A 15,504-nucleotide genomic window follows, 5' to 3' on the forward strand; every position below is an offset into this window, starting at 1 on the left:
CCTCAGAGTTCATTTTTGAAAAATATACGCGGGTGCCGTTAGCGTCGCCTCGGCATCGACGCACAACACGCCGTCGGAATCGGCCGCCCAGAGCTTCACTTCGGTAGATCCGGGGACACGGGCCGCGTAGATAAAAAAGGGGGCGCAGTCAAAGAGCGGGTTGACCGCTTTGAATGAGAAAGATGCAATCGATTCGTCAGGAAGGCTGCGCCGGACTAGATCGATCAGCATCGTCGCAGTCAGTGGCCCGTGAACGACCAGCGCCGGATAGCCTTCCTGTTCCTGGGCGTAGGTGCGGTCATAGTGAATGCGGTGGCCGTTGAAGGTATCGGCGGAGTAGCGAAAGAGCACTATTGGGTCGGGCACGACCTCCCGCTTCCAGCTGAACTCCGCAGGCGCGCTCGGGCCGGTTGCCGTGGTGTACGCCGTCGTTGCGGACTCGCGGTACACAATGTCTTGCTCCTCGGAAACCAGCGGACCTTCGAGGTCTTCCAGTTCGTGACGCAGACGCACAAACACGAGCTTTCCTGTGCGCCCTTCTTTGGCGGCGACGTCAAGAATCTGCGACGTCCTGGTGACTTCGCTGCCGACCACGAGCGGACGTTCGAACCGGACCCGGCTGCCCGCCCACATGCGTCTGGGTAGTGGCACTGGCGGCAGGAATCCACCGCGTTTCGGATGTCCGTCCGCGCCGACCTGCGATTGCGAAACGATGTGGGGAAACAACGCCCAGTGCCACAGCGGAGGCAACGGAGAACCGGCATGAGGGACGTCCTCGTAATCCAGCGTCGCGGCGAGTTGTTGCGCAAGACGTGGCGAGACGAATTCGCGCTCAGCCTGTGTGCGGCCGATCCAGGTGCGCAGGTAGTCGAGTTCAGCAGTCATGGGGGCGTCGGGTAGCGTCGTTCACGCTAGATTGACGCACCGGCCTGCTGACTACAATTTGTGTGTGGAGAAGAGGGCTTTAAACGCAGACTAACTGCTGACGTTCAGGCCGGCTGGGGCTCATGATCGGTTTTGCACTTCTGCGTGAGGAGGTCGACCAGTTCCCGCGCGAAAGACGGCAACAGGTCAAGGTTGCGCACGCAGATCAGCAGATTGCGCGTCGCCCAGTCGTTCTCGATTTCAACGAGCCGGATGTTCATGGTTTTCACGTAGCGCACCGCTGACGAGCAAGGCAGCACGCCGATCCCAACGTTGGCCTCGATCATTCGGCACAGTGCCTCGAAGTTACCTACTTCAATGCGCACCTGTAGTTTCTTGTGCATGTCGCTTGCTACGCGGTTCAGAAAGGTATGAATCGCGCTAGCTTCGGGCATTCCGACGAAGTCAAACCCGCTTGCATCTTCAAATGGAATGGACGTCTTCCCGGCGAGGGGGTGCGCATTCGAGACCGCCAATATGAGCCGGTCTGAGCGGTACGGCAGGACTTGCAGAGATTCAGGCCTGACGTTGCCGGCGACTATCCCGACGTCCGCAGTGCCTTCACTGACCGCACGCACCACGTCATGGCTCAACCGTTCGCGAAGTTCGACGTTCACGTCAGGATGTTCCGCGAGAAAGTCACGCAAGTCGTTAGGCAGGAATTCAGTGGTAGCGGTAGTGTTCGCAAAGATCCGCACATGACCTTTGATACCGCGCGCGTATTCCTGCATGTCGCCGCGTAACTGCTCGAGCTGCGACAGGACTAGCCGGGCGTGGTGAAGGAAGGCCTGGCCCGGCGGCGTGAGCGTAACGCCCTGGCTGGTCCGATACAGCAGCTTGGTCCCCATGCTTTCTTCCAGATTCTTGATCCGGGTGCTTGCCGCAGGGACGGACATATGAAATCGCTCGGCACCACGCGTCAGGCTATCCGTCTCTGCGATACATGTGATGAGACGAAGATCAACGAGATCGAAATGCATGGCCATGATACGTGCTCCGAATGAAGAGATGCCCCGTTGATCCAGTGTAGCAAATAGCAGAAAGCCGCAAATCGGTATTTACGATGTTTTCCACCAGATTCTCAAGAGTCTCTATAGCAGAGCGCTATTGGAGGGTGTTTGCATCCTCCATGTTTCTATGATTGTGCAGAACTCCGCAAAATTAAAGGTGACTAGATCAAGACCGGAACAATTTTGCGCTGGACAATCGGTTCAAGGTAGCGTGCCGCGTTAGTCAGAGCGGCAAAGCAGCCCAAACCATTCAATCTGGAGAAAGCGATGTTGATTGCGCCGTTCGAAAACGAGCCGTTCGATTTGTTCGACACCGAGAGTGCCAAAGCAGACATGCAGCAGGCTCTGAAAGAGGTGCGTGCCGAGTTTGGCAAGACCTATCCGCTGGTGATCAATGGCGAGCGCGTGCAGACCGAAGCGACACTCGTCTCGACGAATCCGTCGAACCCGGACGAGATCGTGGGCTATACCGCCAAGGCGACGACGCGGCACGCGGACGCCGCGCTGGAAGCTGCCTGGGCGGCCTTCGAATCATGGAAGCGTTGGAGCCAGGAAGATCGGTCGCGCGTCATGTTGAAGGCCGCAGCAATCATGCGTCGGCGCAAGCGCGAACTCGAGGCATGGCTGGTCTATGAAATCGGCAAGAACTATGTCGAAGCGAGCGCCGAAGTCGCGGAAATGATCGACTTCACCGAGTACTACGCACGTCAGGCGATCAAGCACGTCGGCGGCCTCGGTTCGCTGATTGATTATTCGGGTGAGGAGAACGAGAGCTTCTACATTCCGTTGGGCGTGGGTGTGACGATTTCGCCGTGGAATTTCCCGATGGCGTTAATGACCGGCATGACGGTCGGCGCGATCGTGGTGGGTAACACGGTTGTTTGCAAGCCTGCTGAAGATACGGTGGTGTCACTGGCGAAGATCTTCGACATCTTCGCCGAAGCAGGGCTGCCGCCTGGCGTGGTGAATTATCTGCCGGGCACCGGACGCGAAATCGGGTCGTATCTGGTCGCCCATCCGAAGACGCGCTTCATCAACTTCACGGGCTCGCTCGCAACCGGTGCCCAGATCAACGAGTCCGCCGCGAAGCTTGCCGAAGGCCAGAAATGGTTCAAGCGAGTGTTTCTTGAACTCGGTGGCAAGGACGCGATCCTTGTTGATGAAACGGCCAATCTCGATGACGCAGCGACTGCAGTGATCCAGGCAGCGTTCGGCTATTCCGGTCAGAAGTGTTCGGCCTGCTCGCGTCTGATCGTGGTGGATTCGGTCTATGACGCCTTGCTCGAGAAGGTCGTTGCGAAGACGAAGGAACTCGTTGTCAGCGAGGCGAAGGACAATCCGAGTTTTGGTCCGGTGTGCAATGAGTTGCAGTACAAGAAGGTACTGTCGTACATCGATATCGGTCACACCGAGGGCAAGCTGTTGACTGGCGGCAAGGCTGTGGAAAACGCAGCGGGCTATCTGATCGAGCCGACCATCTTCGGCGACGTGTCGCCTCGCGCGCGCATTGCACAAGAGGAAGTGTTCGGACCGTTCGTCGCCGCGATTCGCGTTAAGGATTTCGACGAAGGTCTGGCCGTGGTCAATGACACGGTCTACGGGCTGACCGGCGCGCTCTTCTCGAACGACCGCAGCCGCATCGAACGAGCACGCCGTGATTTCCACGTCGGCAATCTGTACTTCAACCGCAAGTGTACGGGCGCGCTAGTTGGTGTTCAGCCGTTCGGCGGCTTCAACCTCACGGGTACCGATACCAAGACGGGCGGTCCCGACTACCTTCTGCAGTTCCTGCAAATGAAGGCAGTGGCTGAACGTCTGTAAGCACCTGTGTTCCGGGGCGCCACCGACAGGCGACCCCGGTTCACGCACTGGGATCTTCATATAAACGGAATGAACACAATGGGCTTCATTGCAGACCGCATTGGCCAGATCGCCCCTGCGCAGACTATGGCAATGGCAGCAAAAGCGGCAGAACTGCGTCGTGCCGGGAAGAACGTTATTTCCCTGTCGCAAGGCGAACCAGACTTTCACACGCCCGAGAATATCCAGGCTGCGGCGATTCGTGCGATGCGCGAAGGCAAGACACGCTACACGGAGGCTGCGGGCATTCGGGAGTTGCGCGAGGCGATCGTCGCGAAACTGAAGCGCGACAATGGCGTCGACTACCCAGTGGATGGCGTCAGCGTGTCCGTCGGTGCGAAACAGGCGATTTTCGCGGCCTTTTTCGCGACCCTCAATCCGGGTGATGAAGTGATCGTGCCCGCGCCGTGCTGGGTCTCCTATCCAGAGATCGTCAAAATGGCGAACGGCACGCCCATCGTCGTGGCGTGCGACGAAGCGGCAGGGTTCAAACTGACCGCCGCGCAATTGGAAGCGTCGATCACGCCGCGTACCAAGTGGTTGATGCTGAATTCACCATCGAATCCGACCGGGGCGGTTTACTCGGTCGAGGAACTCCGCACCATCGCCGAAGTACTGCGTCGACATCCCCATGTCTGGGTGCTGTCGGACGACATCTACGAGAAGCTCATCTATACCGGAAGCCCGTTCGTCAATATTTTGAACGTGGCGCCAGAGTTGCAGGAGCGCACGCTCGTCATCAACGGCGTCTCCAAGGTGTACTCGATGACAGGCTGGCGGATTGGCTATTCCGCCGGACCGGCTGCGCTCATCCGCGCCATGAATCTCGTGCAAGGGCAGATTGTGACCAGTGCGTCGTCGGTGTCGCAATACGCCGCGATTGAAGCACTCAATGGTGATCAGTCATTCGTCGAGAGATCGCGATCGGCTTTCGACGAACGCCGGAAACTTGTAGTCAAAACGCTGAGCGACATTCCGGGACTCCACAGTAACGAACCCGAAGGCACGTTTTATGCGTTTATCGGCTGCCATGGCGTCATTGGAAGCCGTACGCCGAGCGGCAGGCTTCTGGAGAACGACCAGGACTTCGTCATGTACCTGTTGGAAGAGGCGAACGTGGCAGTGGTTTCAGGTTCCGGTTTTCTGCTCTCGCCGTACTTCAGACTCTCTTATGCCGCATCACTCGACGACTTGAACGAAGCGCTCGCCCGGATTCGCGCCGCGTGTCAAAGCCTCGAAACTGTAGCGGTCTGATAGTCCGTTATTCACACACTGCTCGGCTCTCAGGAGCCAACGAGCCTTCGAAGGTAAATCATGAGCGAAAGGATTGTCATCACGGGTGGTGGTGCAATGGGTTGTTCAATCGCGTATTTCCTGAGCCTCCAGAAGATGCCCGGACGTGAGATCTGGGTGATCGAAAAAGATCCGACCTACAGAATCGCATCATCGTCGCTCTCGGCCAGTTCGATCCGGCAGCAGTTTTCAACGCCCATCTGCATTCAGCTATCGCAGTTCGGTTATGACTTCTTCTCCTCCTGCGAGCGGGAGAAGGCACGGTATGGCGCCGGTGTCGATCTGGTGGATTGCGGCTATCTGTTCGTGGGTAATTCGCAGCAGGAGAGCGTGCTACGTCGGCGGAGCGCACTGGCCAGATCGTTAGGCGTCGAACTGCGGGAGCATTCCGCTGCAGCGTTGCAGCAGCGCTACCCGTGGATGAACGTCAGCGATCTGACTTATGGCGTTGAAGGCCTTGCAGGCGAAGGCTGGTTCGATGGCTACAGCGTGATGCAATGGTTCAGAAACCGTGCGAGAGAGGCGGGCGTTCATTTCGCCACAGGTGAAGCGGCGGCCTACCGTACACGCGGAGACCGGATTACCCATGTCGAACTGACGGACGGGCGGGAAATCTCCGGAGACACGTTCGTGAATGCAAGCGGGGCGTGGTGCGCGCCTCTTGCAAAAAGCGTGGGTGTCGATCTGCCGGTTCGGCCGAGACGGCGTTCGGCGTTCGTCGTGTCATGCCCGACATCGATTCCGGATATGCCGATTCTGATCGATACATCTGGCGTATACCTGCGCAGGGAGCAGAACCATTTCCTGTGTATCGTCTCGCCTTCGGTGGAGATGGATCTGGACAACCTGCCGCTCGACGTGCAGTTTTCCGAGTTTGACGAGATCATCTGGCCGACGCTGGCAGAGCGGATCCCTGCGTTTGAGGCGCTACGCGTGGAGCACGCATGGGCTGGCTACTACGAATACAACATCCTTGATCAGAACGGTATCGTCGGTCAGTCGGGGCCGGAGAACTCGTTCGTGGCGGCCGGTTTCAGCGGTCACGGCATGATGCACAGTCCCGGTGTCGGCCGTGCAATGGCTGAGCTGCTGACCTTCGGCGAGTTCAGAACTTTGGACCTCTCGCCGCTCTCGCCGGCGCGACTCACTTCGGGCCAACTTGTGATCGAAGAGGGCGTTTACTAGCGCCCGGCAGGCGGTTGATCAGTGTGGATGCAGGCCACGCCCTCGCGCGTTTCGATACTGTCGGGGCGTGAGGTGCGTGGCGGACTTGAATTGCCGCGCAAAGGCACTATGGTCCGCGTAGCCGCAGTCCGTCGCGATATCGGTAATGCTGTTGTCAGTCGTTTCGAGCAGCTTGCACGCGTGGTCGATCCGCAATTTCATCAGCAGTTGCTTGGGCGTCAGATGAAACACTTCACGGGTCAGACGTTCCAATGTGTCGACCGAGATGGAGGCGCGTTCCGCCGCCTCAGTGACCAGGATGTTCTGTCCGAGGTTCTGTTCCAGATAATCCAGATATTCCAGTAAGCGGCGGTAGCCGTGGTGCCGTTCGTCGGGACGGGGCAGATCGCGCGAGATGCCGATCAGTCCGATCGCTTGCCCCTCTTCGTTGAGTACCGGGAACTTGGAGCTCAGGCACCAGTATCGATGCCCCGATCCGGACGAGTAGAGGCGCAGGCGATCGACAATCGGAGACTGGCTTTCGATAACGTTCAGATCTTGCGCGTTGGTGCTTGCACCGGTCACCGGGAATAGTTGGTCGGCCGTCTGGCCGATCACGTCGTCGCGCGCCAACCCACTTCGGTTGATGAGCGTTTGATTGACGGAAAGATAGCGCGCCTGGGCGTCCTTGATGTAATAGAGCACGTCCGGAAAGCAATCGAAGACGCGCTCGAGCATCTCGGGCTGCCGGTCCAACTGTCGAAAGACCTCCACCAACATATCGGAATAGGCCTTGGCGGGCATAAGGGGATCAGCGCGAAGTCACAGTGATCCCGATTGTACAGGGGGTGCAAAGTGGGGCGAGAGCGAAGAAAGCGGTAGGGCGGCAGTTAGCCGCTCCACCGCTTTCCTGCAGGAATCTGCGCCCCGGCGCTTATTGACTCGCGTGGGCCGCGGCGCCAAGCAGTGCTTCACGGAAGCGGCTGCGCAGGTACGGACCGTCGCGGGGAGGAAGGGCGGTGGGCTCGGGATCGGTTCCGACCTTTAGCGTGGCGAGCACAGGGCCCCTGGCCTTGAGAACGACGTCGACATACTCCTCAAGCTCGCCCTCGGTGTAGATCGTCGTCGCCTTTTCGAAGCCGGCCGCACGCGCGATTGCCGTGATGTCGACACCTCGCCCCGCGTGGGCCAGTTGCATGCCCGTTTCCGCGTAGTGTTCGTTGTCGATAACGACGATCGAGAGATTGGACGGCCGATCGACGCCCACGGTCGCGAGCGACCCGAGGCCCATCATCATTTCACCGTCGCCAACGAACACGATCACGCGCTTCTCAGGTTGTGCAAGCGCAATGCCAAGACCGAAGCTGACGGCGCCTCCCATCGCACCCCAAAGGTAGAAGTTCTGTGGCGTGTCGCCGGCGGCGGCCACATCGAAGGTCGGATTGCCAAGGCTGGTCACTGCCAGAACGTCCTGCTGCCGATCGCGAAGAATCCGCTTCACCGCCAGTCGACGGTTCAGCGGTGTCGTCTGCTGAGTCATGTTCGTGCTCACTTGTTAAAGTTCTTGGTGCCGATAACGCGCTGCCCGATCAGGACAGCGACCATCCGGGAGGTGTTGTAGCCAAAATTCAGTGCGGCGCGTACGGTCTCGGGGACGTCGGCGGGATCATCCGCGCGGTAGACATAAACGCCGGCCGATTCGAGGGCTTCCTGGGTGGATTTGCCCATGGCGACTTGCCAGGGATTGAATTCGCCCCACTCTCCGCGCATGGTGACCAGCATCACGATGGGCATGCGGCATTCGTGTTGCAGCGAGAGCATGTTGATGCAGTTACCCACGCCGCTCGACTGCAGAAGCAGTACGCCGCGCTGGCCGCCGACCCATGCGCCGCCCATCATGGCCACCCCTTCTTCTTCGGTGGTCAGCGAAACCGCATGGATCTCCGTGTCTGCTTCACAGAGTTCGATAAGACGTTTGTGCCCCGCATCGGGCACGTATGCCACTTGCCGCACGTCAGCGGCTTTGAAATGCTCGAAGATTGTTTCCGGCCAATTGACTGACATGGTGACGAGTTTTGGTAGGTTGATGAAAACGGATAGCCGCGGCGCTAAGCAGGGCCGATCGATTACCTTGCTTTGATGAGTGATAGCGTGCATCAGCAAAAGTCGTCGCTCAATTACTGATTGCGGAAGGCGCGATTAGGCTGGGGTTAACGGGGTTTGTCGGTGTGGATGCACGCGCGGATCCTTCCCGTTCTAGCTTGCGCGCGTATTCGAGCGTCTGGAATGCGGCGTTCCAGAATGCCGAATTCCAACCCTTGGTTTGAGTACGCACACTAGCGTTCAAACGATTGGGGAGGGAACCATGAAGATTGTTGTGCCGGTTAAGAGAGTGGTCGATTACAACGTGAAGGTCCGTGTGAAGTCCGACGGCAGTGGCGTTGATCTCACGAACGTGAAAATGTCGATGAATCCGTTCGACGAAATCGCGGTTGAAGAAGCCGTGCGTCTGCGCGAAGCGGGCGTGGCGACCGAAGTGATCGCCGTGTCGGCGGGTGTCACGCAAGCGCAGGAAACGCTGCGCACGGCGCTGGCAATCGGCGCGGACCGCGCGATCCTGATCGAGTCGGGCGAAGAACTGCAGCCGCTGGCGGTCGCCAAGCTGCTCAAGGCGCTGGTCGACAAGGAACAGCCGCAGCTGGTGATCCTCGGCAAGCAGGCCATCGACGACGATTCGAACCAGACCGGCCAGATGCTGGCTGCACTGGCGAACCTGCCGCAAGCTACGTTTGCCTCGAAGGTTGTCGTCGCTGACGGCAAGGCTACTGTGTCGCGCGAAGTCGACGGTGGTGCTGAAACGCTGTCGCTGAGCCTGCCGGCCGTGATCACCACCGACCTGCGCCTGAACGAGCCGCGCTACGTCACATTGCCGAACATCATGAAGGCGAAGAAGAAGCCGCTGGAAGTCATCAAGCCGGAAGACCTCGGCGTTGATGTGACGCCGCGCCTGAAGACGCTGAAAGTCGTCGAGCCGCCGAAGCGCTCCGCCGGTGTGAAGGTGCCGGATGTGAAGACGCTGGTCGAGAAGCTGAAGACCGAAGCCAAGGTGCTGTGAGGAGACGGACGAAATGACGAATCTGGTAATTGCTGAACACGATAATGCGTCGATCAAGGCCGCGACGCTGAACACGATTGCAGCCGCGCAGAAGATTGGTGGCGATATCCACGTGCTGGTGGCAGGTCACAACGCACAGGCTGCGGCGGATGCTGCAGCGAAGATTGCAGGTGTTTCGAAGGTGCTGCTGGCTGACGCCGCGCAACTCGAAGCGGGTCTCGCGGAAAACGTCCAGGCAACCGTGATGAACATCGCGAAGGACTATACGCATATCCTCACGCCGGCGACCGCCTACGGCAAGAACATCGCACCGCGCATCGCCGCGAAGCTCGACGTCGCGCAGATCAGCGATATCACCGCAGTGGACAGCGCCGATACGTTCGAGCGCCCGATCTATGCGGGTAACGCTATCGCCACCGTGCAATCGGCTGACCCGATCAAGGTCATCACGGTTCGCACGACCGGTTTCGACCCGGTAGCAGCAGAAGGCGGCAGCGCAACGGTCGAGAAGATCGAAGCGGCAGCCGACACGGGCCTCTCGCAGTTCGTGAGCCGTGAAGTTACGAAGCTGGACCGTCCGGAGCTGACGTCGGCGAAGATCATCGTCTCGGGTGGCCGGGGTCTGGGCAATGGCGAGAACTACACCAAAATTCTGGAGCCGCTGGCAGATAAGCTGAATGCAGCGCTGGGCGCATCGCGCGCGGCAGTGGATGCGGGCTTCGTACCGAACGACTATCAGGTCGGCCAGACCGGCAAGATCGTCGCGCCGCAACTGTATGTGGCGGTCGGCATCTCGGGTGCGATCCAGCATCTGGCCGGCATGAAGGACTCGAAGGTCATCGTGGCGATCAACAAGGACCCGGAAGCGCCGATTTTCAGCGTCGCCGATTATGGTCTGGTGGGCGACCTGTTCACGGTCGTGCCGGAGTTCGAGGCCATGCTGTCTTAAGCGTACGTCGAGGGAAAGTCCAGGTCGGATGAGGTGACACGTGAGCAATTTGAACGATATGAGGCATGTCAGAGCGGCGGCGGCCTTAGCCGCCAATGCCGAAGATGCCTCCATCTGGCGGTGGTTCGCATTGCTGCTTGAAGAGCGAAGGATTCGCTGGTGCTGCAGCAGTGACCGTTGGCTCGTCAGTGTCGACAACAGGCATGTGGCGACGGATAGCAGCTTCGACAAAGCCATCCGGATTGCGCGGGGAAACGTGGAGGGAGCCGCGCAGGCGCTGTCGCATCGGCCCGATGATGATAGGTTCACGATGCACCCACAAGCGGCTCGCGCTGGCCATCAAATCTGTCCAGGGGGCCTGAAATAGCCACGGCCTGCCGGAGACTCGTCGACACTCCCAGTTAAGTTCGCGGCTTTTTAATCCGCTGGCGCATATTTTATTGTTCGTCGTACAATGAGTGTTACGCCAACGTAAAGAGTTGCTTCATGACAGCCGAGTCCCACGAATCACGCAAAGGAAAAGTCCAGACCGTCCTGGGATTGATCGATCCGTCCGAGCTCGGCGCTACCTTGATGCACGAACATCTGCTGATTGACCTCGTACCACCGCGATTGGCTGAAGATGCCGATCACGACGAGGTCGAAGTCGATCTATGCAACTGCTGGAAGATCACTTATGGTCAACAGCCTTCGCTTAAGAATTATCGGCTTGACCAGATTGACGTGGCAATTGAGGAGGTCGAGGAGATGATAGGCGTCGGCGGTCGCAGTATTGTGGACCTGACGACCGGTGGTCTTAAGCCAAATCCCGAAGGCCTCGCGACCATCGCCCGCTCAACGGGCGCTCATATCGTAATGGGTTGCGGACACTATGTGCACGAATTTCACCTCCCGTCTAATTCGGTAAAGACCGTCGAGGATTTTGCATCTGAAATGGTCGGGCAGCTCACCGAAGGTGCGTGGGGTACCTCGATTCGGGCAGGGATCATTGGCGAGATCGGTTGCCAGGCACCGTGGACTGATCAGGAAAAGCGTGTAGTCCGGGGCGCGCTCATCGCGCAGCAGGAAACTGGCGCATCGGTCAACATCCACCCAGGGCGGGATCCAGACCAGCCTCAGGAACTCGTTGATGCTATCAGGCAACTCGGATATTCGACCGAACGCGTGATCATCAGCCATATAGATCGCACGATCTTTGATGATGATCGTCTGTTCAAACTTGCGGATAGTGGGTGTGTGATCGAATTCGATCTGTTCGGCTGGGAACAGTCGGCCTATCCGATGTCTGACATTGATATGCCGAATGACGCCGGGCGACTCCGTATGGTCAGGGCGTTGCTCGACCGAGGGCATGGCGAGCAGGTATTGATCAGCCACGACATCTGCACGCGAACGCGCTTGGGTCGCTACGGCGGCCACGGATATCAGCATATTTTTGCCAATATAGTGCCCCGAATGCTGCGACGCGCTTTTACACACGCAGAAGTGAACCAGATTCTTGTGGAAAATCCGGCCCGACTTCTTACTTTCATCTGACGGCCGAACGTCCCTTGCTCCCGCGTACGCGACGCCAAATGAGGGCCGCTTGCTTCATTTACTTAAGCATGGCCGAATGGCGGCCGTGCACACAAAATGACGGTAATGGCTGGACGCCTGGCTTCCTCATTGCCGGGCCAGCACTTGCTCCATGCCGGCGATCGCTACTTCCACATACGCTGTAAAACTGGAATCCATCGGCGCTTCCGTGCCGTTCTGCCAGCGAACTATAAACGCCCGGTTCGCCATCGCCGGTAAATGTCGGGCGAGTGTGGGATATTCCAGCGCACGGATGGCATGCGCTTTTTCCTGGAGTTGTGCCGCCCATGTTCCCGGATCGTCCGTGGGACTTGAAGCAAACTCGAGGGTCGAGAATCCCACCATCGTTGCAATTACGACGTTATACATCTCAACGATTCTAGCTTCCTGGCAACCTGCAGCGATAAGCACCGTAAGGATTCTGTCGATCATTCCGGGGCTGAGGCTGGCATTCGCAACCAATTGCCCGCCGACCAGTTGTGCGACGTTTGGATGGCGGCGCATCACCTCCCGGCAGCGCGAGAACAGTTCGCGAAACCAGTCCTGCCACGGCAACTTGCCCGTTTCCGGGGCAACGTCGGCCATGGTTGCCTCTACGACGGATGCGAGCAGATCGTCCCGAGTCGCGACGTGCCAGTAGACTGCCGCCGGGTATACACCCAGGGATCGGGCAACATCCCGCAGGCTAAACCCCATCAGGCCATTTCGGTCAATCTGCTCGATCGCGGCAGTGACAATTCTTTCTTTGGTCAGCGCCGCACCTGGTGCCGCGCCCTTCGCGGCTCGAGCCCGGGGCACCGGCACAGCCGAGTTGCCTACGAGTGATCGACGGGTGCTCGTCTTCGCCGCCGCCGTGTCCTTCACATTGACCGCTTTCTTTGCGGTGCGCACTGTTTTTTCGCGTGAAGTTGTCATCGCCTTTCCCGTCATGTCTGAACGTAATGCCTGCCTGTGAACAAGAAGATCATTGTAAACCGAACAACATGCCGATAGGCAGTGCTCGGGTTCTTGCGCACTTGCAATCATTTTTTGATCGCCGTATAACGTGTCATTGTTCAGTGAACAATGACAGGGCGACATTGGGATGTCCGCTGAACACAAGCGACATCAATTTCCGCAACGGTTTGGAGATCAAAGGTGAAACTGAAGACTATTTGTGCGGTAACGGCTCTCGGAGCGGCAAGCGCAGTGCAGGCCCAGTCCAGCGTAACGTTGTACGGTGTGATCGACGACGGCCTGACCTATGTCTCGAACGTAGGTGGCAAGCATGTCTACAAGTTGGATGACAGCGTGAGCCAGGGCGACCGCTTCGGTTTCAAGGGCGCAGAGGACCTGGGCGGTGGGCTGAAGGCCGTTTTCAATCTGGAAGGCGGCTTCAATCCGAACACCGGTGCATCACGGCAGGGAGGGCTTGAGTTTGGTCGTCTTGCGTTTGTGGGACTGTCGAGCTCGCAATACGGTACGCTCACACTTGGTCGTCAGTATGACCAGATGACCACCATGCTGCTTCGGTTCCATTCCGGATACACGACGGTCGGCATTTATAACCTGAATCCAGGCGATCAGGATCGGATATCGGGTGAGTGGCTTGACAATATGGTGACATATGCAAGTCCCGACATGGCGGGCTTCAAGGTCAACGCGCAGTACAGCTTCAATTCGCAGTCCGCACCCACTACCAACTACGGGCATGCCTACAGTTTCGGCGCAAGCTACGTACACGGTCCCTTCAGCGCGGGCGCGGCTGTCACCGATATCCACGACTACTTTTTCTCGCCAGGCTCCAGCCTTGGGGTCTCGACATTTTTCGGTGCACCGTTGGCGACTGCGGCGACCAGCGTCGCAGTCAGGGAGTTTCGCACGGCAGGCGCTGGTGCCGGGTGGGATTTCGGCAAATTTGGCCTTTCTGGTGTCTACAGCAATACCCACTTCGACAACGGAAACAGCTCGGAAACTCTGCAAAGTCTGAATGCCGCGGCTCGTTACTGGATCCTTCCCGACCTGGAAGTCGCGGGTGGATACACGTATTCGAAGATCGCCGAAAGCAAATGGAATGAGTTCGCCCTCACTCTTGACTACCTGCTGTCCAAGCGCACCGATATATACACGTCGGCCAACTATGAGAAAGCAATCGGGGCGGGCACCGTGGCCAACCTGGTAACCATCGGCCCGTCTGATAACGATCGGCAGTTGGCGCTGCGGGTCGGTATGCGGCATCGGTTCTGACAGAGCACGAGCACCATTGGGCGTCAGCCAGGCACGTCGTGCGCACGGTCGCACATATCGAAAGGATTGGAATCGTGAATCTCGACACCACCGCGCCGGACAATCCGGCACATATCACTCCAGCGCCACGCGCACAACAACGCAAGGCGATCCTTGCAGGGATCTCAGGTTACGTTCTTGAGTGGTTCGACTTCGGCGTGTATGGCTTTCTCGCGCCAATCATCGCAAGAAATTTCTTCCCATCGACCAATGAGTACACTTCCCTCCTTGCGTCATTTGCGGTGTTCGGAGTCGGTTTTGTCGCCCGTCCAATCGGAAGCCTCGCACTCGGCCGCATGGCCGATAAAGAGGGGCGTCAAAAGGCACTCTCGATCACGATGCTTCTGATGGCGGGAAGTACCGTCATGATCGGCTGTTTGCCCTCGTACGCACAGGCAGGGCTGCTAGCGCCGTGTCTTCTCGTACTCGCGCGACTCATTCAGGGTTTTTCCGCGGGCGGAGAGTGGGGGACAGCAGCGGCCTTCCTCGTTGAGTGGGGCGGCAAGTCGCGCCGAGGATTCTTTGGATCTTTTCAGCAATCAAGCATTGCTGCAGGACTACTCCTCGGCTCGGCGGTTGCCGCGACCATGGCAACGCTCCTTCCGGCAGAATCTTTGCAGCAATGGGGATGGCGCATTCCATTTTTCCTGGGCGCGCTGCTCGGTCCGCTCGGCATGTACATGCGCCGGAGCGTGCCCGAGTCTCCTGCTTACGAAAAGGGTTCGGCTCACAAAATCGTGGCCCGTGGTGAAGTTCGGGCCTTTTCCCGAGCCGTGTGCCACGCGTTTTCATTCGTGATTTTTTGGGCCGTATGTTCCTACATGGTCTCTGTCTACATGCCTACGTTCGCGGCGAAGTACGGACACGTGACAAGGCAACAGGCTCTCTGGACAAGTACTGCCTCACTCGCGAGCGTCATTATCCTGGCGCCGCTGATGGGATTTCTGTCTGACAGGTTTGGCCGGAAGCCGCTTCTTCTCTCAAGCTGTCTCTTCTTTCTGCTGTTCTCTTATCCGCTCTATAAAAAGATCGTTGTAACCGAATCATTTACCACTTTCTTTTTGCTTCAATTGCTCATGAACGTGATGTTCGCGATGTACTCCGGGCCTGGGCCGTCGGCGATTGCTGAAATGTTCCCGACACGCGTCAGGTCGACCGGGGTTTCTTTCGGCGGTGCAATGGCAATCATTCTCGGGGGATTTTCACCCTTTCTCACCACATGGATCATCGAAGGGACCGGCTACGCGCCTGATGCTGGATGGCTGCTGGCAATCTCGGCCCTCGCCACGCTGCCGGCCCTTGTTTTCATGAAGGACCGGGCAAAGCTGGATCTTGGGTAAACTAGATTT

15 protein-coding genes are annotated in these 15,504 nt (G+C 58.3%); 8 read left to right on the plus strand and 7 right to left on the minus strand.

Annotated elements, in window-relative coordinates:
- Positions 1-9: 9 nt before the first annotated feature.
- Positions 10-885 carry an HTD2 family dehydratase gene (locus tag KHO30_RS13005; protein ID WP_211701216.1) on the minus strand — a complete coding sequence of 292 codons (876 nt, stop codon included), beginning with the start codon at positions 883-885 and terminating at the stop codon, positions 10-12.
- 104 nt (positions 886-989) lie between these two features.
- The gene (locus KHO30_RS13010; protein WP_200620141.1) at positions 990-1,910 is read right to left on the minus strand and encodes a LysR substrate-binding domain-containing protein; all 921 of its coding nucleotides are present in this window, start codon (positions 1,908-1,910) and stop codon (positions 990-992) included.
- A 291-nt stretch (positions 1,911-2,201) separates the two neighbouring features.
- Between KHO30_RS13010 and pruA the strand changes: the two genes are divergently transcribed.
- The 3 genes from pruA to KHO30_RS13025 all read left to right on the plus strand — a co-directional run bounded on the left by pruA (position 2,202) and on the right by KHO30_RS13025 (position 6,272).
- Positions 2,202-3,755: an L-glutamate gamma-semialdehyde dehydrogenase gene (gene pruA, locus KHO30_RS13015; RefSeq protein WP_211701217.1), complete on the plus strand. Its 1,554-nt coding sequence runs from the start codon at positions 2,202-2,204 to the stop codon at positions 3,753-3,755.
- Between the two features lie 78 nt (positions 3,756-3,833).
- Entirely contained in the window at positions 3,834-5,048 is a 1,215-nt protein-coding gene (locus tag KHO30_RS13020; RefSeq protein ID WP_211701810.1) for a pyridoxal phosphate-dependent aminotransferase, read from the plus strand.
- A gap of 60 nt (positions 5,049-5,108) precedes the next feature.
- Positions 5,109-6,272, plus strand: a complete 1,164-nt coding sequence (locus KHO30_RS13025) for an NAD(P)/FAD-dependent oxidoreductase (protein ID WP_211701218.1) — start codon at positions 5,109-5,111, stop codon at positions 6,270-6,272.
- 18 nt (positions 6,273-6,290) lie between these two features.
- Here KHO30_RS13025 and KHO30_RS13030 read toward each other — a convergent pair whose 3' ends face one another.
- The 3 genes from KHO30_RS13030 to KHO30_RS13040 all read right to left on the minus strand — a co-directional run bounded on the left by KHO30_RS13030 (position 6,291) and on the right by KHO30_RS13040 (position 8,315).
- Positions 6,291-7,055, minus strand: coding sequence for a helix-turn-helix domain-containing protein (locus KHO30_RS13030; RefSeq protein WP_093647787.1), 765 nt, complete (start codon positions 7,053-7,055; stop codon positions 6,291-6,293).
- Between the two features lie 130 nt (positions 7,056-7,185).
- Positions 7,186-7,791 carry a thiamine pyrophosphate-dependent enzyme gene (locus KHO30_RS13035; RefSeq protein WP_211701219.1) on the minus strand — a complete coding sequence of 202 codons (606 nt, stop codon included), beginning with the start codon at positions 7,789-7,791 and terminating at the stop codon, positions 7,186-7,188.
- A gap of 8 nt (positions 7,792-7,799) precedes the next feature.
- A complete protein-coding gene (locus KHO30_RS13040) occupies positions 7,800-8,315 on the minus strand; it encodes a thiamine pyrophosphate-binding protein (protein WP_093647793.1) in 516 nt (171 codons plus the stop codon).
- Positions 8,316-8,616: 301 nt separating this feature from the next.
- Between KHO30_RS13040 and KHO30_RS13045 the strand changes: the two genes are divergently transcribed.
- Positions 8,617-9,366, plus strand: coding sequence for an electron transfer flavoprotein subunit beta/FixA family protein (locus KHO30_RS13045; protein WP_211701220.1), 750 nt, complete (start codon positions 8,617-8,619; stop codon positions 9,364-9,366).
- A gap of 13 nt (positions 9,367-9,379) precedes the next feature.
- Positions 9,380-10,315 carry an electron transfer flavoprotein subunit alpha/FixB family protein gene (locus tag KHO30_RS13050; RefSeq protein WP_211701221.1) on the plus strand — a complete coding sequence of 312 codons (936 nt, stop codon included), beginning with the start codon at positions 9,380-9,382 and terminating at the stop codon, positions 10,313-10,315.
- A gap of 85 nt (positions 10,316-10,400) precedes the next feature.
- Here the strand turns inward: KHO30_RS13050 and KHO30_RS13055 are convergent, their stop codons facing one another.
- Entirely contained in the window at positions 10,401-10,655 is a 255-nt protein-coding gene (locus KHO30_RS13055; protein WP_167378462.1) for a hypothetical protein, read from the minus strand.
- 146 nt (positions 10,656-10,801) lie between these two features.
- On the opposite strand from KHO30_RS13055, the gene KHO30_RS13060 reads away from it, so the two are divergent.
- Positions 10,802-11,851, plus strand: a complete 1,050-nt coding sequence (locus KHO30_RS13060; RefSeq protein WP_093640203.1) for a phosphotriesterase family protein — start codon at positions 10,802-10,804, stop codon at positions 11,849-11,851.
- A gap of 126 nt (positions 11,852-11,977) precedes the next feature.
- Here KHO30_RS13060 and KHO30_RS13065 read toward each other — a convergent pair whose 3' ends face one another.
- Positions 11,978-12,970, minus strand: coding sequence for a TetR/AcrR family transcriptional regulator (locus tag KHO30_RS13065; RefSeq protein WP_244179457.1), 993 nt, complete (start codon positions 12,968-12,970; stop codon positions 11,978-11,980).
- Between the two features lie 57 nt (positions 12,971-13,027).
- Here KHO30_RS13065 and KHO30_RS13070 point away from each other — a divergent pair, with 57 nt between their 5' ends.
- Together KHO30_RS13070 and KHO30_RS13075 are read left to right on the plus strand one after the other, a co-directional pair.
- Positions 13,028-14,116, plus strand: coding sequence for a porin (locus tag KHO30_RS13070; protein WP_211701222.1), 1,089 nt, complete (start codon positions 13,028-13,030; stop codon positions 14,114-14,116).
- Between the two features lie 74 nt (positions 14,117-14,190).
- Positions 14,191-15,495 (plus strand): MFS transporter, encoded by a 1,305-nt coding sequence (locus KHO30_RS13075; RefSeq protein WP_211701223.1) that lies wholly within the window; start codon positions 14,191-14,193, stop codon positions 15,493-15,495.
- The last annotated feature ends 9 nt before the right edge of the window (positions 15,496-15,504 follow it).

It is taken from the genome of Paraburkholderia aspalathi, assembly GCF_905220735.1.
GTDB classification, from domain to species: Bacteria; Pseudomonadota; Gammaproteobacteria; order Burkholderiales; family Burkholderiaceae; genus Paraburkholderia; species Paraburkholderia aspalathi.